At 59.7% G+C, this 17,104-nt stretch carries 15 protein-coding genes and 1 pseudogene; 5 read left to right on the top strand and 11 right to left on the bottom strand.

What is annotated here, in order from left to right; translation table 11 throughout:
* Positions 1-3: 3 nt before the first annotated feature.
* From MMB74_RS01380 to MMB74_RS01360, 5 genes are all read right to left on the bottom strand, one after another.
* Positions 4-1,371: an arylsulfatase gene (locus MMB74_RS01380; RefSeq protein WP_277426796.1), complete on the bottom strand. Its 1,368-nt coding sequence runs from the start codon at positions 1,369-1,371 to the stop codon at positions 4-6.
* Positions 1,372-1,468: 97 nt separating this feature from the next.
* On the bottom strand, positions 1,469-2,329 hold the full coding sequence (locus MMB74_RS01375; protein ID WP_277426795.1) for an ABC transporter ATP-binding protein: 861 nt from the start codon (positions 2,327-2,329) through the stop codon (positions 1,469-1,471).
* Positions 2,326-3,228 carry an ABC transporter permease gene (locus MMB74_RS01370; protein ID WP_277426794.1) on the bottom strand — a complete coding sequence of 301 codons (903 nt, stop codon included), beginning with the start codon at positions 3,226-3,228 and terminating at the stop codon, positions 2,326-2,328. Before MMB74_RS01370 ends, MMB74_RS01375 begins: the two co-directional genes overlap by 4 nt.
* Position 3,229: 1 nt before the next feature.
* Entirely contained in the window at positions 3,230-4,672 is a 1,443-nt protein-coding gene (locus MMB74_RS01365; protein ID WP_277426793.1) for an ABC transporter substrate-binding protein, read from the bottom strand.
* 406 nt (positions 4,673-5,078) lie between these two features.
* The gene (locus tag MMB74_RS01360) at positions 5,079-5,714 is read right to left on the bottom strand and encodes a cadmium resistance transporter (protein ID WP_277426792.1); all 636 of its coding nucleotides are present in this window, start codon (positions 5,712-5,714) and stop codon (positions 5,079-5,081) included.
* Between the two features lie 386 nt (positions 5,715-6,100).
* Here MMB74_RS01360 and MMB74_RS01355 point away from each other — a divergent pair, with 386 nt between their 5' ends.
* The 5 genes from MMB74_RS01355 (at position 6,101) to MMB74_RS01335 (ending at position 11,106) form a co-directional block, all read left to right on the top strand.
* Positions 6,101-6,874, top strand: a complete 774-nt coding sequence (locus MMB74_RS01355) for a GntR family transcriptional regulator (RefSeq protein ID WP_277426791.1) — start codon at positions 6,101-6,103, stop codon at positions 6,872-6,874.
* A gap of 507 nt (positions 6,875-7,381) precedes the next feature.
* Positions 7,382-8,161: an acetoacetate decarboxylase gene (locus MMB74_RS01350; protein WP_277426790.1), complete on the top strand. Its 780-nt coding sequence runs from the start codon at positions 7,382-7,384 to the stop codon at positions 8,159-8,161.
* A gap of 18 nt (positions 8,162-8,179) precedes the next feature.
* On the top strand, positions 8,180-8,962 hold the full coding sequence (locus MMB74_RS01345; RefSeq protein ID WP_277426789.1) for a 3-hydroxybutyrate dehydrogenase: 783 nt from the start codon (positions 8,180-8,182) through the stop codon (positions 8,960-8,962).
* Between the two features lie 10 nt (positions 8,963-8,972).
* A complete protein-coding gene (locus tag MMB74_RS01340; protein WP_277426788.1) occupies positions 8,973-10,214 on the top strand; it encodes a patatin-like phospholipase family protein in 1,242 nt (413 codons plus the stop codon).
* A 391-nt stretch (positions 10,215-10,605) separates the two neighbouring features.
* Complete coding sequence (locus tag MMB74_RS01335; RefSeq protein ID WP_277426787.1) at positions 10,606-11,106, top strand: Ohr family peroxiredoxin; 501 nt, start codon at positions 10,606-10,608, stop codon at positions 11,104-11,106.
* 119 nt (positions 11,107-11,225) lie between these two features.
* Here the strand turns inward: MMB74_RS01335 and MMB74_RS01330 are convergent, their stop codons facing one another.
* The 6 genes and pseudogenes from MMB74_RS01330 to MMB74_RS01305 all read right to left on the bottom strand — a co-directional run bounded on the left by MMB74_RS01330 (position 11,226) and on the right by MMB74_RS01305 (position 16,911).
* Complete coding sequence (locus MMB74_RS01330) at positions 11,226-12,434, bottom strand: NAD(P)/FAD-dependent oxidoreductase (RefSeq protein WP_277426786.1); 1,209 nt, start codon at positions 12,432-12,434, stop codon at positions 11,226-11,228.
* A gap of 104 nt (positions 12,435-12,538) precedes the next feature.
* A complete protein-coding gene (locus MMB74_RS01325; RefSeq protein WP_277426785.1) occupies positions 12,539-12,946 on the bottom strand; it encodes a cupin domain-containing protein in 408 nt (135 codons plus the stop codon).
* Positions 12,947-13,017: 71 nt separating this feature from the next.
* Positions 13,018-13,497 (bottom strand): carboxymuconolactone decarboxylase family protein, encoded by a 480-nt coding sequence (locus MMB74_RS01320; protein WP_277426784.1) that lies wholly within the window; start codon positions 13,495-13,497, stop codon positions 13,018-13,020.
* A 241-nt stretch (positions 13,498-13,738) separates the two neighbouring features.
* Positions 13,739-15,877, bottom strand: coding sequence for an ATP-binding protein (locus MMB74_RS01315; RefSeq protein ID WP_277426783.1), 2,139 nt, complete (start codon positions 15,875-15,877; stop codon positions 13,739-13,741).
* A gap of 74 nt (positions 15,878-15,951) precedes the next feature.
* Positions 15,952-16,191: pseudogene (locus MMB74_RS01310) on the bottom strand (IS5/IS1182 family transposase); the annotation flags it as partial.
* A 261-nt stretch (positions 16,192-16,452) separates the two neighbouring features.
* Entirely contained in the window at positions 16,453-16,911 is a 459-nt protein-coding gene (locus MMB74_RS01305) for a hypothetical protein (RefSeq protein WP_277426782.1), read from the bottom strand.
* Between the last annotated feature and the right edge of the window lie 193 nt (positions 16,912-17,104).

Genomic DNA, 17,104 nt, shown 5'->3' with positions numbered 1-17,104 from the left:
GCGTTACGCGTTGAAGACTGACTTCGGCACGAACTCCAGCGCGGAACCCGGCGGAATCAGTTCCTCTTGCTTCACGCTATCCTCGAACTCCCGCACGACGCGATGCGCGTGCTGCATCACCCACCACCGCACGTAGCGCTGATTGACCGCTTCGCGCTCCTTCGGATCCTCCTGCAGATGCGTGATGCGCGCGAATCCAAGCGGCAACTCGGGGTCGTGAAAATGCTGCTGGCGCTTGAAGTTGATCTTGAAGTCTTTCCACTTCACTGCATGCAGTTCGTCCTTGAGCCATACCATGCACGACTCGCGGTTCGAGTTCGGCTGCTCCCCGAGGAAAAACGCGGTTTGATCCTTGCCGTCGATGAGCCGATCCTTAGGCGTGTCGCTTCCCGCGAACTTGAGCAGCGTCGTGAAAAGATCGGTGACGTGAACCATCTCATTGCTTTCGACGCCGGCCGGAATGCGGCCCGGCCAGCGCGCGAGCAGTGGCGTGCGGATGCCGCCTTCCGCCGAGCTGAAATACGAGCCGTCGAAGAAGCCGCCCGTGCCGCGGCCCGCCAGATGGTCTTCCGCACCGTTATCGCCACAGAAGATCACGATGGTGTCGTTCGCCACGCCGAGACGGTCGAGTTCGTCGAGCAGCACGCCGAAATCATGATCGAGCATCAGCAGGCAATCGCCCCATTCGCCGTTGGTGCTCTTGCCCACGAACTCGTTGCGCGGCGACATCGGAAAGTGCATCAGCGAGTGATTGAAGTACAAGAAGAACGGTTCGTCGTTTTTCACGCAACGCTGCATGAAGTCGATTCCGCGCTTTTGATACTCGAGATCGCAGGTCTTCTTCGTCTCCATCGTCAGTTGTTCATCGAGCAGCGGCTTGGCGCCCTTCCCCTTGAAACCTTCGTGCATGTGCGAGTAGCCATCGCGCTCCGGCACGTAGTGCGGATCCTCCAGCCACATGCATTCGTCATAGGTGCGAAGCGGGCCATACCATTCGTCGAAGCCGTGGTCGGTCGGGAAACGGCCATCTTCCGCTCCGATGTGCCATTTGCCGAGGCATGAGGACTTGTAGCCGCCCTGCGCCAACAGTTCGGCGATGGTGACTTCCCAGGTAACGAGACCGCCGCCGTTGCCGCCCAATGCGATCGTATGATTGCCGGAGCGGATCGGGTAGCGGCCCGTCATCAACGCCGAACGCGTTGGCGTGCATTGCGGCTCGACTACGTAATGCGTTAGCTTGGTACCCTCTTTGCAAAACGCGTCGACGCGCTTCGTATCCGCGCCGCGCAGCTTGCCGCCGCCGTAGCAGCCGAGTTCCCCCATGCCCAGATTGTCGACATGGAAGAACAGGATGTTCGGTTTCTTGCTCATTGCAACACTCCATCGGATCGAGAGCGTTATCCCCCGCCCTCGGTTAGGGACGCACATTGCGTTGTGTCATGCCTCATGAAATGCTCGTTCGATAAGCTCAGAGCATTTCTTCGACGCCGTTCGGGCCCATCTCCATACTGAAACCCTCGACGCCGCCCGATTGCAACTCGGATCCCATCGCGGCGAGCGATTCCTCGCGAATCAGGCCTTTCAATTGAAGGACCAGCTCGACGAATTCGCGGGTATCCAACATCGCCGCCGTCCGTGGACGCGGCAGGGGCACGCGAATTTCAGCCTTGATGCGGCCCGGCCGCGCCGTCATCACGTAGATCCGGTCCGACAGGAACACCGCTTCCTCGATGTCGTGCGTGATGAACAGCACCGACAGCCGGAAGCGCTGCCACATGTTCGTCAGGATCTCCTGCATGACCGTCCGCGTTTGCGTGTCGAGCGCGCCGAAGGGCTCATCCATGAGCAAAACCCGCGGATTCGCCGCAAGGGCGCGCACAATGCCGATGCGCTGCTTCATGCCGCCGGACAATTGATCCGGATAGTGGTTTTCGAAGGCCAGCAAGCCCGCGAGGCCGAGCAACGTGCGCGCCGTGCCTTCGCGTTTGGCGCGCGAGACCCCGGCCATCTTCAAGCCGAACTCGACGTTCTCTCGCACCCTTAGCCATGGGAACAGCGAATACTGCTGAAACACCACGCCGCGCTCCGCGCTGGGCTTTTTGATCAGCACGCCGTCGAGCGTGACCGTTCCGCGAGTCGGCTTGGAGAAGCCCGCCGCGATGCTCAGCAAGGAAGACTTGCCGCAGCCGGACGGGCCGATCAGCGAGACGAACTCGTGCGGCTCGACCGTGAGCGATACGTCCTTCACGGCTTCGGTCCGCGCATTGCCTGAGCCGAACACGACGCCGACGTTGCGACAGTCGATACGGCCTTTGTTTGCATTGCTCATTTGCGCGCTCCGTTGACATACGCGAGCCACGGCATCGACAACTGCCCGACGAGACGGATCGCGCCACTGCAAACGAGGCCAAGGGCGCCGATCGTGATCATGCCGAGGACGATCGCCGGATAGTTGACGAGCGAATAGGCCTCCCACGTGTAGTAGCCGACGCCGTACTGCCCCGCGATCATTTCGGCCGCAATGAGCGACACCCACGCCACGCCCATCCCTACCGCGAGCCCCGTGAAAATGTTGGGCAGGACCCCCGGTAAGATCACATGCCAGAACAGCTGCGCTTCGCTCGCGCCGAGACAGCGCCCCGCACGCAACAACACGCCGTCGAGCGATTGGACGCCGTCCACCGTGTTGAGCAGAATCGGATAGAACGCGCCGATGAAGGTGATGAACACGATGGACGATTCCGTCGTCGGCCACAGCATGATCGACAAGGGTACCCAGGCGATGGCCGGGATGGGTCGTAGCACTTCGATCGCCGGCATCAGCAGTTGCTTCACGATGCGGTACCGTCCAATCAGCAAGCCCAATCCGACGCCCGAAACGAGTGCGATGAAAAAGCCCGAGAAAATGCGCCGCAAGCTGTCGACGATGTTCGTTGAGAACGTGCCCGACCCGGCGACATGCACTGCCGCATGAAACACATCCAGTGGCGTCGGCACGTCCTGAAAGCGGATATAGAACTGAACCCGGTAGCGCGTGCCGAAATACCAGAGCGCAAATGGCACGCCGATCGACGCAACCGCGAACGCAAACCTGACGGCGGCCGCTCGCACGCGGCTTAGCGTAGACGCCTTGATGCGGGGGCTCTGGGTTGGTACGCCCCCCTCCTCCCGGTGCCCAGGCAACGGCGATGCGCCATTCTTGATCTCCAGATCGAGAGAGCCTTCCATGTCACTTCCCTCCGCTGCCGGCCGCGCTCAACGCCTGCGCATAGCTCGCGACACTCTCGCCCGATCGCTTGGCGCTCGCTTCTGCATCGCGCTTGAGCAGGAAAGATTCGATGTCCGGCCTTTTTCCGTTTGCGGCGCCGATCGTGTAGAACGCGGCATCCGCAAAGACTTTCACGCCGAGCGTCTTGTCCGTCAGATAGACGGCGTCGATCTTCTTGCCCTGTGCGCGAAGCGCGTTCACGCCTTCCAGCGTGCATGCCGCCGAGCTGAATGAAACGACCTTGCCGCCTTGAGCCCAGATCTGCCCCGCCTGCGACGGATCGTCGATCGGCGCATTGCACAAGGTGTCGTTGCCTTGGACCTGATAGTTGGAGAAGTCCGCCAGCTGCGCGTCATAATCGCGGCCCGATGCTTTGAAAGCCGCCCGCACGAAGGAGTCGTCGACCCATTTGTCGATGTCGAGATCCTTCACCATGTCGAGCTTCTTCAGGACCGCATAGTCCGTCTTCAAAGCAGCGACCCAACGTGGCTTGATGGTCGGGTCGAGCGTGTCGATACCACCAGGGCCGAGGAAGATGTACGCTACCTGCTTGTCCACCTTGGTCCACGTCTGAACCTGCTGCGCCGCCTGCTCGGGATCGTGGCGGACCCAATCGTCGGCTTCCATCAACGCTCTGATGTAAGCGGTGACGATCTCGGGATACTTCTGGCCGAAGTCCTTGCGAATCACGACGCCATGCAGGGTCGGTTGTCCGGTTTGCGCGCCGTCGAAGATCTTGCGCGCAAAGCCGCGATAGGGCAGTAGCTCGGCGAACGGCACGAAGTCCGCATGGGCGTCGATGCGGTTTTCCTGAATGCTGGTGCTGCCCACTTCCGGCGACTGGTTCACGAGTGCGAAGTAGTCACTGGGCAGATGCCGGCTCTGTAAGGCAGCGAGCAGCATGCCGTGGGCAGCGGATCCGAACGGCACCGAGACGCGCTTGCCCTTTAGATCGGCCAAATCGTAGTAAGGCGAATTCTTCGGCACGACCACACCGTTGCCGCTGCCATGCGCGTTGTAGGCGATCACCGCGACGAGTTCCGTGTCGTTATGCGTGGCTTGTCCGGTCGCCCCGTTCACGAGCAAGGGGTAGTCGCCCATCATGCCGATCTGCAGTTTGCCGGCAATCATGCCGTTGGTGATTGGCGGCCCAGACGTCGCGTTCTGCCAGGTCACGTTGTAGGTGACGTCCTTGTACTTGCCCGTGTGCGGCAAATATTTGTCCAGCAGGTGAAGCTTCTTGATGACGATGCCGCCCGTGACCGTGTTGGTCGTGGTGTCTTGGGTGCCGATACCGATGTCGATCGTTTCCGCCTGAGCGGCGTTTGCGCACGCCAGCGCAGCCCCCATCGCCACGAGTGAAGCACTGCTCAACGCCCGGCCAACCAAAGCTCTGATTCGCATGATGCAACCCTAAGGGTGAGTGACATGAATCGGCTCCCTGCTCCGCCCATGTCGGACAGTGATAACCGGGACACCGCATGAGCGCCCGCGCGTGATCCAGCTAAAACATCAACCATCGGCATCGACCGTCTGCTTTTCGGCACAGCGTGCGAGCCGAAAGGCGTCTCCTCGGCGATGCAGTTTTGTATTCGAAGCGCCTCGCATGTGCGAGCGTCGACTGTGTCGCGATGTCGACATAACTCGTCATTACAAGTTGACAAACTCCATGCAAGGCCCATGCCAAGCGCCTGTGGGGCAATGAGCGCCCGTTACACGAGCGATTCACGCTTTTCCGCGCCACACGATGGCACGTGACTTCAGTTCCCGGTGCACAAACGGTTTCGCCTTGGTGCATGTTTGCGGGGCGTCAGACCAGCGAGCAGATCCAGGGAACCGTATCGAAGCGAACGAACAGAGCGACGCCGATAGCCAGCGTCATAAACGGCGCAACACGCCTTGCCCCAACCTGCAACACCGGGATAGGCGAGCGCGCACTGGCCATTCCGAAGGAGCAAAGGCAAAGCAATGCCGTGAGCATAGCCAGGGTCCCAGCGATCAAGAACACCTCGGACGGCGCGCGACCCACCATGACGCTCGAATAGACCATCACGTTGTCTATCGCTCCCGAACTGGCGACGATGGCCACCGTCGCCATGCGCTCGAAGGCACCACGGCGTAAAGCCTCGCGATACGTCGCGCTCCCTGCGAACGGCTCATGGCGCCGACGCAATTGCGCGATTCGTTTGACCCCGGCAAAGATCGGCACGATGCCCACCAGGCCAACGAGCGGCGACTGCGTCATCCATCCCGACCGCATGACGGCAATCGATATCGCCACTTGCACAACGACGCTGATGAATTGCCCCGCGACGACCTCCACCGCGCGATAGCGCTGGTTGCTGAAAAAGCCGAGCAGCAATGCATAGCCGTCGACGTTCGTCGACACATAGGCGGCCGTCACGGGGACGATCAATGCAGGCGATGCGTCCAATGTCCTCTCCATTTCCTAGGTCCTGCTGGTCCAACATGGCTCGACGACGCGCGCCATGACGCCGCATTTGCAAAAATACTAACTCATCATAACAAGACATTACATGTCCGGCCAAGCAAGTACAATGCCATCGAATAAATGCGGTTCGCTGGGGGACACCGCCCCCCGGCGCGTGCCAACCGAGTGCGGCTTGGCACCTATGCGGGTCATTCGTGCCACGAGTCGGTGCGCAACGCGACGGGCTCGTTCTAGGTTCGTTGGAAAGAGAGGCTGGAGATGACACGCCATTTCATGTCATGACCTCTGGGGTGCGCCAACCCTTATGCGTCGATGCGGCGTTATAATCCGCTATCTCCAAAGCTGCATCGTGGAATCTCCCGTGTGCGCGCCTATCGACCATGCAGACAAGCCTGACCACCTTCGAACCAGACTCGCCCGTTCCGCTCTATCAGCAAATCAAGGACACGCTACGTAGCGGCATCCTCGACGGCAAATACCCGCCGCACAGCCGCATGCCCTCGGAAAGCGAGCTACAGGCGATGTTCGAGGTGAGCCGCATCACGATCCGCCAGGCGCTCGGCGATCTTCAGAAGGAAGGGCTGATCTTCAAGGTGCATGGTAAGGGGTCATTCGTATCGCAGCCGAAAGCCGTGCAGAACATTACGTCGCTGCAAGGTTTCGCCGAAGCCATGTCGAGCGAAGGACACGAAATCGTCAATCGTGTGCTCTCATTTGCGTTCGTTCCGGCTAGCGTGGAGGTCGCCTCGAAGCTCATGCTTTCCGAGGGCGCGAAGGTGGCGGAGATACATCGGGTGCGTCTGCTCAACCGAGAGCCGACTTCGTACGAAATCACGTTCTTGCCCGAAACGCTCGGCAAAAAGCTCATGCGCGCCGATCTCGCCACGCGCGACATTTTTCTCATGCTCGAAAACGATTGCGGCCTTGCTTTGGGGAGCGCCGACCTGAGCATCAACGCAATACCCGCTCGCCCTCCCATTGCCCGCGCGCTCGAGATCAAGCGCGACGTGCCCGTGCTCCGCGTCGAGCGGCTCACGCACGACAGCAACGGCAACCCTGTCGACTTCGAGTACCTGTATTTCAAGGGCGACACGTTTCAGTTCCGGTTGCGAGTCAATCGCGAACGTCCTGCGAAAGGTCGTCGGAAAAGCTAGGGTGTAGCGCTTAAACCGGGCGTCGACCCGCAAGACCTCATCGACGATCTCGCGCGAGCATTTTCGGACATCGGCGATCCGCTCTGAATGTGTCATGAGCGAGACCGCTCGACGCAGTCCCTTCGCATGCCTGCCACAAGCCATCGCGACCACCTCCCCACCTACGCGAGCGAAACAGCGCGGTTCCCGGGCGCAGGCCCGAGCGTTGCGCGTCGTCGCGCCCGCGCCACTTTAGGATCCCTCGTCCTGTCGTTGATTGTTGTCGCCCAGACAACACGGTGAGCGCATTTGCAGGGCTACCGCTGCAACGCAACCACGCCTAGGATTCGTTCTGACGGTGGCCACGCGCGCCGCCGCATCCAAGCCGGAAAACACGACGCCGTCATCGAGCCGTGCGAACTCACGCAGCGCGCTGCCCTGCCTTGCGCGAGCGCATGTTATCCGTCGCGACAGCAAGCGCCGTTGCGATGCGTGTTACGCAGCACCTCACCAACCGAGGAACGATCCGTGACAGAAGAAGATATCCGCAACAACGCATTTGCGATGCCCGTGCACAATCCGGCGTATCCGCGGCCGCCCTTCCGATTTATCAATCGGGAGTATTTCATCATCTCGTACGAGACGGACGTGAATGCGCTCAAGGCCGTCGTTCCGGAACCCCTAACGGTCGACAAGGCAATCGTTCATTACGAATTCATTCGCATGCCCGACTCCTCGGGGTTCGGCGACTACACGGAAAGCGGCCAGGTGATCTCCGTGCGGGATGAGGACGGCAATCGCGCCAACTTCACGCACGCAATGTATCTGGACGACGAAGGCCCGATCGCGGGCGGGCGTGAAATCTGGGGATTCCCCAAAAAGCTTGCCTCGCCAAAACTCTGCGTCGATGGCAAGGACACTTTGCTCGGCACGCTGGACTACGGAACACAGCGGATCGCCACCGGAACGATGGGGTACAAGTACCGCCCACTCGAGACGGCAACCGAGCGCCGCAAGCTCGCCGACACGCCCAACTATTTGCTCAAGGTCATTCCGCACGTCGACGGTTCGGTACGTATTTGCGAATTGGTTCGCTTCTATCTGCGCGACGTCGAAGTGACCGGCGCATGGGAGGGGCCCGCGGCACTCGAGTTGCATCCGCACGCACTCGCATCGGTCGCCAATCTGCCGGTTCGCAAGGTCATCGGCGCGCGTCACGTCATAGCAAATCTCACGCTCGATGTCGGCGAAGTGGCCTATGACTATCTCGCCCCCGCCGAGCCTGTGAGGCTCGCGGTCAATCAATAAGCACGCAACGGAGGACTTATGGCATTGATGGATAAGGTCGCGCTCGTGACGGGAGCGGCAAGCGGTATCGGCGAAGCCTGCGCACGTAAGCTCGCCCAAGACGGCGCAACGGTCGTGATTGCGGATCTGAACCTCGTGAATGCGCAAAAAGTCGCAGACGACATCGTTGCGAACGGCAGGAAAGCGATCGCCGTTGCAATGGACGTCACAAGCGAAGAGGCGGTCAATGCGGGCGTAGCCGAAACAGTGAAGCAGCTGGGTGGCCTCGACGTGCTCGTGTCGAATGCCGGCATTCAGATCGTCAACCGAATCGAAGACTACTCCTTTGCCGACTGGAAGAAAATGTTGGCCATTCACCTTGACGGGGCGTTTCTCACGACCAAGGCCGCGCTCAGACATATGTACGCTTCCAACAGATGCGGCGCGGTGATCTACATGGGCTCGGTCCATTCGCACGAGGCGTCGCAACTGAAGTCGGCCTATGTGACTGCCAAACACGGACTTCTCGGGCTTGCCCGTGTCGTTGCAAAGGACGGCGGCCCCCGAGGCGTGCGCGCGAATGTCGTGTGTCCCGGCTTCGTCAAGACGCCGTTGGTCGACAAGCAAATCCCCGAGCAGGCAAAGACCCTGGGCATCTCCCCGCAACAGGTTGTGAAGGACGTGATGCTCAGGGAAACGGTGGACGGCGGGTTCACGTCGCTCGCCGACGTCGCCAATACAGTCGCATTCCTCGCCGGTTTCGAGTCGAACGCGCTCACGGGCCAATCGATTGTGGTCAGCCACGGCTGGTTCATGCAGTAAGGAGACAACCATGGATTCGCGCCAGCGCAACAAGCTGCAGCAGCCCCATCGCATCAGGCTTCCCGCATACGACGAAATCGGACTCGTGCTGCAGGGCGGCGGCGCACTGGGATCCTATCAGGCGGGCGTATTTGAAGGCATGGCCGAGGTCGGCGTGGAGCCGACGCGAATCTCCGGGGTATCCATCGGGGCGCTCAATACGGCGATCATCGCGGGCAATGCGCCCGCCGATCGAATGGCGGCGCTGCGCAGATTCTGGGACACCATTAGTCAGCCCGCCGATGTCTTTTCACATGTCGGCGCGAGCATTCCAGCATGGGCGGGACTCGCGGAAATCGGGCGAAAGTGGGCGAGTGCATGGGCCGCGACGCGCACCCTGATGGAAGGTCAGCGCGGATTCTTCTCTCCGCGCATGCATGTGCCATTTTCAGATGTCAGCAGCAAGCGTCCTGACCAAGTCAGCTATTACGACACGTCGGCGTTGCGCGAGACGCTTTTGCAGCATGCAAGCTTCGACCGCATCAACGACGGGAACATTCGCGTATCGGTTGGAGCGGTCAACGTGCGCACGGGCAACTTGGTCTACTTCGACAATTCGAAGATGCGTCTGGCACCAGAGCACTTCATCGCATCCGGCGCGCTACCACCGGGCTTTCCGGCCGTCGAGATCGATGGAGAGTTCTACTGGGAGGGGGGACTGGTTTCGAATACGCCGCTCACCGAGATCATCAGGGAAAGCCAGCATAAGAACACGCTCGTTTTCCAGATCGATCTGTGGAGTTCGCGAGGCAAGCTGCCAGGCGACCTTCTCGACGTCAGCGAGCGCACCAAGGACATTCAATATTCCAGCCGCACGCGAGCGATCACCGCGTTCATGTCGCAGAACCAGAAGCACGCTCAGATGATCAAGGCGCTGCTCGAGCACATTCCTGAAAAGGTGCGGCTTGCACACCCGTTGCTGCAGGAGGCACAGAAGACGGCTGATGGCAGTGCGGTGAACGTGGTGCATCTGATTTACAAGAACAAGTCGTTCGAGGGGCACTACAAGGACTATGAATTCAGCAAAGATACGATGCGCGAGCATTGGGCGAGCGGTCTAGAGGATATTCGCCGTTCGTTCGGGCACCCCGATTGGTTCGATATCCCGAGCCGCGAAATTGGCTTCGTCACGCGGGACGTGCATCGATATCGGCAGGAGGCGAACGAAAATGCCGAACTCGGCAAGCAAGCTTTGCCGCCATCGATACGCTAGCCCGAGGAAGCACTGTCAGGCGCGAAGTAGCGCACCGGCGGCATCGATGCATGGGGCGTAGCGGGCTTCGACGTCGAACCGATCATAGCGACAAACGACCCTACGAACATGGGAGAAGATCAGCCGCTGCTCGCTCATCGACCGCAACCGGCCCAAAAAAATTTACGGACCTTGTCACAAACGGAAGCACTGATGCGTCCTAGCCTCCTATGGACTCCCCGACTTGCGCTCCCATGTCAGATTTCCCCTCGCGCTGCACCGCCGTAGGCACCGACGATCCATTTGCAAACAGGTTCGTAACCAGTTTCGCCGGCGTCGTTTCTTTTCTTGCCGTTATTTGCGTGAACAGTCCCTAGTTTGGGACGCGCCTCATCGAACTCGAGAATGCCTCATGGACGACAAGAAACTGCAAGCTCCCCCGCTATCGCTCCTCGATAGGTATCGCGGCCGGGATTTTCAGCCTCTGTACACGACGACCGTCACCGTGTCCGGCGGCGAGACGGGACACGGCCGCGCATCCGGCGTTGCGCGTTCAGACGACGGAAACCTCGATGTGGAACTGCGGTTGCCCACCGAGTTCGGCGGGCCCGGTGACGGCACCAATCCCGAGCAGTTGTTCGCGGCGGGCTTTGCTGCGTGCTTTCACGGGGCGTTGAACCTGATCGGGAAACGCGCCGCAATGGATATCAGCGATGCGGTCGTGGCAGTGCAGGTTTCGTTTGGCCGCGATCCCATGGATGGCGGCTATGCATTGGTCATCGATCTTCGAGTCCAGATGCCGGGCGTTGAACGCTCCGTGGCGGAAGAGATGGTTCGAACCGCCGAGCGCTTGTGCCCGTATGCCAAGATGGCTAGACAAGGGACGGTCAACATCGTGACCGTCGTCGACTGACTTCACGCCCGCCGGGCGGCAGCAGCGTGTGTTTGTCCATTGAATCCGCACATTGCTACCGCCGCCGAATCGACGCAATTCGCTGTCTGCACCGCAGTAGATCATGCGGTGCAAACAACCTAGCTGCCGGAAGGTAGCGGGTTACCCGCAGCCAAAGCCTCGGTGCGGTTGGGCGCCGGAGGGTAGATCCACTGAGTGTTGATCAGCTGTTTGCGGGCCTTGCCTTCCGCGTGCGTCAGTTTGATCTGTCTATCCCAGCCTTCAGAGTAAACAGCGCCCCAATCGCCCAGGTCCAGGCAAGTCGCATAGAAGGGCTGCCTATACGCCAACGTCGGGACGCCGATCAGATCCGCAGCGACGTTGTGCCCGCCGAATTGCCCCATCACGATGGCGTGTTGACAAGACATCAATGCGTAGTGCCCGTCATCGTCGCTGCGAGCGCACGCCACATCACCCGCCACGAACACACTAGGCGCTTCCGCCACGCGCAGATCGGATGTCACTTCGATGCGTCCAAGCGCGTCGAGCCGAGAGGAGACTTGCGCGGTCAGCGAGCTCGCACGCATGCCTCCCGCCCAGATCACTGTCCTGGCTTCTATCCGGGTGCCCGACTCGGTGCAGACCCCATCCGCGTCGACCGACACGACCCGAGATCCGAGCACCGCTTCAACGCCCAGCGAGTCGAAGGCCTCAGATACATACGGCCGAGGATTGGGACCAAGATCGGGACCGATCTCGTCCTGCGAGCCGATCACGACGACGCGAATCGCGGCGTCCGGGCCGAACAACGCGCGCATCCTCTTAGGCAGTTCAGTGGCGACCTCGATACCCGTAAAGCCGCAACCGACAACCGCCACCGTGTTGCGCTCCGGCGAATCCGGCAGGTTCGCGAGTTGTGCGAAGTGGCGATCGAGCGCCGTCGCATCGTCGATGCAATCGACAGAAAAAGCATGCTCCATCAGCCCTGGGACTGGCGGCCTGCTCAATTTGCTGCCACTCGTCAATAACAATCGGTCGTACGCGAGCGAGCGCTTGAGTCCATCGGCCGCCACGACGCCCACCGATTTTTCATGAACGTCTATCGTTTGGACGCTGCCCTCGAGAAACTTCACGCCAACCGCGTCGAGCAGCGGCAATAGCGGCGCCGCCATTCGCTGCGGCTCGCTTTCGTACAGCCGCGGGCGAATCTGCAATTCCGGTTTCGGGGAGATCAAGGTGATTTCAACGTCACTGTTTCTCACACCCGCCCCATCGAGCACGCGCGCCGCGCCCAATGCGCCCCATACTCCCGCGAAACCGGCGCCCACTATCAAGATCTTCTGCGACATGTTGTTGCCCTCAATTGGAAAATGACGAACTCGGCGACGGGCGCCGAACTCATAGCGACGGGCGCCTTACCCCAACAAACCAAAGTGCTGCAACACGAGCACGGTCACTTCTCCGGCACGAGCACGGGAGCGCCCTTGTCCTTCAAAAGCAGCACGATGAACTTTGCAGGTTGGGTTTGGCTTGCGTTGCGCCCGACCGTATGCACATCGTTCGGACCTTCATAGAAAGTCTGTCCGGGCATCAGCGTGACTTGCTTGCCGCCCTTGACCTGCATCACTATCGACCCCTCAACCACGTAGATAAAGCCGTGCGCGTGATGCCGATGGACGGGATCGACGGAACCCGGGGGATAGGTCACCTCAATCATCAGCGCTTCCTTTCCGGGGTAATCGTCGAGCGGCTTTGTCATCAATGGGGTCACGACGGCTTCCGGAGCCGCCGCATAAGCCACGCCGATCGCTGTGCCCGCGGCGATGAGCATTGCGATTGCGGTGTGCTTCAGTCGAAACATGGTGTGCCTTCCTGATGGCGTGGCTCGCACGCTCGGTACGAAGATAAAGAGAGAGGGATGAACTGAATGGCTCAGGCCAGATTCGCCTTGTCGAGGCCGAATGCTTTGTCGGCCGAACCCGGCACGGTCCTGCACGCGATGTTCGCCCGATTCCAAGCGTTGATGGCCATCACTTCGTACGTCAGATCCGAGAGTTCCTTCTCCGAGAACTGCGTACGGACGTGTTCGTAGATGTCATCCGGCACACCATGCTCGGCGAGTTTGGTCAATGCCTCGGCCCATGCGAGCGCGGCGCGCTCACGCGGCGCAAAGAGCGGCGATTCACGCCAGATCGCAAGATGATGGAGACGCAGTTCGCGCTCGCCGTGCAAGCGCGCTTCCTTGACGTGCATGTCCACGCAAAAGCCGCAGCCATTGATTTGCGAAGCCCGGACCGAGACGAGGTCGCGGATCGATTCTTCGATGGCGCTATCCTTCAGTTGATTGCTGAATTCGAGAAGCTTCTTGAAAAGCTGCGGCGATTGCTGAATGTAGTTGATACGCTGACTCATGATTCCTCCTGGCTCCGACGGGTGAACACCCGCGCTCGGCGGGCGCCATTAGCGGCGATGCACCGCACGAAGCCATCGTAGGACGACGCCGCGAAGCGCGGTAGATACGCCAACGGGATCACGGTGTTGCCCTTACGGCACCAATCGAGCGCACTCGGGCACGAGCGGGCTGGAGAAACATCAGATTCAGGATGCGTAGCATGCGGCGGCATTGCGCATACCGTCTAGCGGGGCGATGCCTTCAGCGCAGAAAATCCGCTTCCGAAAAAAGCTTGCCGAGCTTCTCGTATTCGCGTTTGACCGCCTTCACGAGATGCTTCATTTGGATGTTCGTGCCGTCTTCGGCAGCGAGAAACGCCGCGCTGATCGCCGCGTTGCGGATATGGCCGCCTGCAATAGCCGCTTTGTCGGCCAATACTTGTAGGTCTACATCCGGATCCAGTTGTACGTCCGCGGGGAATATCTGCTTCCACAACTTGAGCCGGTCCTCGCTCGAGGGGAACGGAAATTCGATCATGACGCGAAAGCGCCGCAGAAATGCCTTGTCGATATTTCCCAGCAAGTTCGTCGATAAGATCACGAGCCCCGGGTAGGTCTCGATCCGCTGCAATAGAAAACCGACTTGCAGGTTGGCAAAGCGGTCGTGCGAATCTTTCGACTCGTTGCGCTTGCTAAAGAGCCCCTCGGCCTCGTCGAACAGCAGCACGACGTTCAACGCCTCGGCTCTGACGAACAGTTTCTCGATGTTTTGCTCGGTTTCGCCGATGTATTTGCTGAGGATCGTCGACAGATCGACGCGATACAGCGGCAATGAAAGCTCGTTCGCAACGATCGAGGAAGCCATCGTTTTGCCCGTTCCCGGCGGCCCGTGAAGCAACACGCACAGATTCGTGATCCCAGGATACTTGGCGCCGAAGCCCCATTCATCGATCACCCGTGGCCGGTAACGCATTTGCCCCAGCACTTCGTGCAGCAGCGTCATCGTGCGCTCAGGCGCGACGAGGTCGGAAAGCCGATATGGCGTATCCACGCGTTTGGCGACGCCGATCGGCTGATCCTCGGCCGCCGCGCGGCAGGCGTCCCATAGCACCGGTTCGATGTGCTCGTCGGCGTTCAACGCTTGCCGCGCCGCTACCGCATCGACGACAGAGGCGATGCGCGATTCTGAAAACGCATAGGCGCCTGCAATGGCGGTCAGCAGTGCGTCATCGAAGGGAAGATCGTAATAGGCGGCGTGCTTTTTCCAAGCGAGTTTGCGCAACGCGGGGGCGGATGCGGGCACACGTAGCTGAAACAATCGCACGCCCTGCTGGCGCACGTTCGCCACCGCGTCTGCGATACGGCGTGAGGGGCCGTTCAAAAGGACAACGTACGCATTGGCCTTCAGCAACGATTGCAGCGTGCTATCGAACAAATCGATCTGATCGCGTTCGTCGTTGCCGACCAACGCGTCGCCGTTGGTCAACAGCAGGATTTGCGTGCATAGTGCGGCATCGCGGCCCGCGGTGCGTAGTTGCTGCTCAAGTGTGGCGAGCCGTTGATCGACGCTTTGGTATGTCCAGCGAATGAATCGAGCGTCCAATTGAGCGACGCCGTAGCCGAGGTTCGCGAATGCCGTGGCGGCCAAGGCACCCGCAAGCGTCGTGTCGTCCGACTCGATGTGCAGGACGATCGTGCCGAACCGCGCGCTTGGGGCGCAGCAGATGTCGACGAAGCGCAGCATTTGCGCTTTTACGGTGTCGTTGACGATCAGATCATTCAAATCTTGTTCCGCAACTATGTCGGTCGCGATGTAATCGCCGACTCGCGGTTGAGGCGCGGCCAAGCCCAGGAGGTAGGCAGTAAGCGCCGAGGCCAGGCGGTAGCCGCCGTCGAGTGTCGATAGGTTCACATCGACCAATTCGATTAATTGGTGATGGCATAAGGGGCTGTCCGCGAATAGGCAGCCGCGGATATCGCCCAGTAAGTGGGTGGCGGTGTTGAGCGACGTATTGCGCCTGGACGCAGCGGTTGCGCTGGTACCTTCGTCGGTGGCGTCGGCTTCTTCCAGCGAGTGAGTGAGTTCTGCAAAGGCGTCGGATATCGCGCGGTCAGTCTCGACCATCAGCGCAAGCGCCAGAAGTTGTACGTCGCGTGCGTCGAGACGGAATACGAGCGCGACGTGTGCGAGCGGAATGAAGATCTCCGACTTGACCGTGGCTGCCATGCGGGCGGCGATGGCGCGCCAGCTCGAGGGAGGCCCGTTCAGGGAGTCTTCGATCGACTCAGGGAACGCGTAGCGCGATTGCGCGAGCAAAGAGTCGACGAAGCCGCGAAGGTCGCCGAGGAAGGCGGCGTTGTCGGGGTACGGACGGGTTGGTTCAGTCGGGAGATCTGTCATCACAAGCATGTCCGTTGCTCGGTTTTGCATTGCGTGTTGTCGAGTGGTCGTGACCTTCCACTCCATTAAGACACCATGCCCTTGTAACCAAAGTCGACGACAGCGATCTCTGGGTGAACGTCGCTCAAGGCCGCCGCCTGCTCAAACGCTTCGGCCAGCGTATGTCCATCGCACGGATTACGCGGCAGCGAACCAGCTCCGACGACCAAACCATCCTTGTGCGCCGTCCTGATCGACGCGCTTACGCCAAATTCATATGCCTTGCGCGCTTTGCCTTTTTCCAAGCGCTCGTCCTCCCGCGCACGCAGCGCAAATCGGCAAGGCCAAAGGATGCTTCGAGCTGATCTACTCGCGCAGCGGCTCGCGAAATAAATCTCGCTCTGGCATCGGCATCTTCGAACCCGGGCACACCTGGCCAGGATTCGCAAGAATCACGCATCAATACGCCGCTTCCTCCAAAGCAAACAACACTATCTATCTTTCACAGCCTTACCGCATGCACCTCGCAGTATTGTGCGAGGCCTACTCGCTACGGCATGTTCGCATCCCATGCTGAACTGAGCTCACGGACATACCTAACCGAGATCCACGTAGGTTACGACGATATCTGCACCCAACCCCTTGTGATTCGAACTGCTTATTACATAACTGCTACCCCTGGGAACTGGCGCGCATACGGTCGTTTGCCATATTGGGGCGTCATCACTTGTATCTGCGAAATGAGTGCTCATTGAATAACTCCCGCCATTTGGAGCGGTTATGGCTATAGACACACAAATATCGCCATTAGCGCGCTGATTATGCACACCAATAATATTTATTATTACGAATTGGTCATTCGGCGTTGACGTCACGGTTCTAATTTCGCCGTTATATTGATTTTTAAAAACTTCCGATACAACATTACCAAGAATACTCCTGCACTGAACAGAGCCATTAACCGTCAGGTCCCCATCGATAGTCATCGGACCATGAACGGTGTCCGGAATGACCATCTTGCTCGCCGTTCGATCAGCATCAGAATCGTTTCGCATACCACCTCCTTGCGATCAAAGATCAACTGAAACAATGACAGAAAAAATACGCATTACAAGGGGCCAATGTCAAACCCTACTACCGAAGCGAATCGACAAAATTCCGACCAACTCCTTTCGGGCCGAGCGCGCACCCGTTTCATATCGTCAAGCAGCGGCGTCACCTTCGCAACGTTTGAGAATGACCTTACCC

The organism is Trinickia sp. Y13, assembly GCF_029522115.1.
Taxonomy (GTDB): domain Bacteria; phylum Pseudomonadota; class Gammaproteobacteria; order Burkholderiales; family Burkholderiaceae; genus Trinickia.
This window is presented reverse-complemented; position numbering and strand designations above follow the sequence as displayed.

Bases quoted from the DNA above. Each gene is read 5' to 3' on its own strand.
- MMB74_RS01380 (WP_277426796.1), bottom strand. From the start codon at position 1,371: ATGAGCAAGAAACCGAACATCCTGTTCTTCCATGTCGACAATCTGGGC.
- MMB74_RS01375 (WP_277426795.1), bottom strand. From the start codon at position 2,329: ATGAGCAATGCAAACAAAGGCCGTATCGACTGTCGCAACGTCGGCGTC.
- MMB74_RS01370 (WP_277426794.1), bottom strand. From the start codon at position 3,228: ATGGAAGGCTCTCTCGATCTGGAGATCAAGAATGGCGCATCGCCGTTG.
- MMB74_RS01365 (WP_277426793.1), bottom strand. From the start codon at position 4,672: ATGCGAATCAGAGCTTTGGTTGGCCGGGCGTTGAGCAGTGCTTCACTC.
- MMB74_RS01360 (WP_277426792.1), bottom strand. From the start codon at position 5,714: ATGGAGAGGACATTGGACGCATCGCCTGCATTGATCGTCCCCGTGACG.
- MMB74_RS01355 (WP_277426791.1), top strand. From the start codon at position 6,101: ATGCAGACAAGCCTGACCACCTTCGAACCAGACTCGCCCGTTCCGCTC.
- MMB74_RS01345 (WP_277426789.1), top strand. From the start codon at position 8,180: ATGGCATTGATGGATAAGGTCGCGCTCGTGACGGGAGCGGCAAGCGGT.
- MMB74_RS01340 (WP_277426788.1), top strand. From the start codon at position 8,973: ATGGATTCGCGCCAGCGCAACAAGCTGCAGCAGCCCCATCGCATCAGG.
- MMB74_RS01335 (WP_277426787.1), top strand. From the start codon at position 10,606: ATGGACGACAAGAAACTGCAAGCTCCCCCGCTATCGCTCCTCGATAGG.
- MMB74_RS01330 (WP_277426786.1), bottom strand. From the start codon at position 12,434: ATGTCGCAGAAGATCTTGATAGTGGGCGCCGGTTTCGCGGGAGTATGG.
- MMB74_RS01325 (WP_277426785.1), bottom strand. From the start codon at position 12,946: ATGTTTCGACTGAAGCACACCGCAATCGCAATGCTCATCGCCGCGGGC.
- MMB74_RS01320 (WP_277426784.1), bottom strand. From the start codon at position 13,497: ATGAGTCAGCGTATCAACTACATTCAGCAATCGCCGCAGCTTTTCAAG.
- MMB74_RS01315 (WP_277426783.1), bottom strand. From the start codon at position 15,877: ATGACAGATCTCCCGACTGAACCAACCCGTCCGTACCCCGACAACGCC.
- MMB74_RS01305 (WP_277426782.1), bottom strand. From the start codon at position 16,911: ATGCGAAACGATTCTGATGCTGATCGAACGGCGAGCAAGATGGTCATT.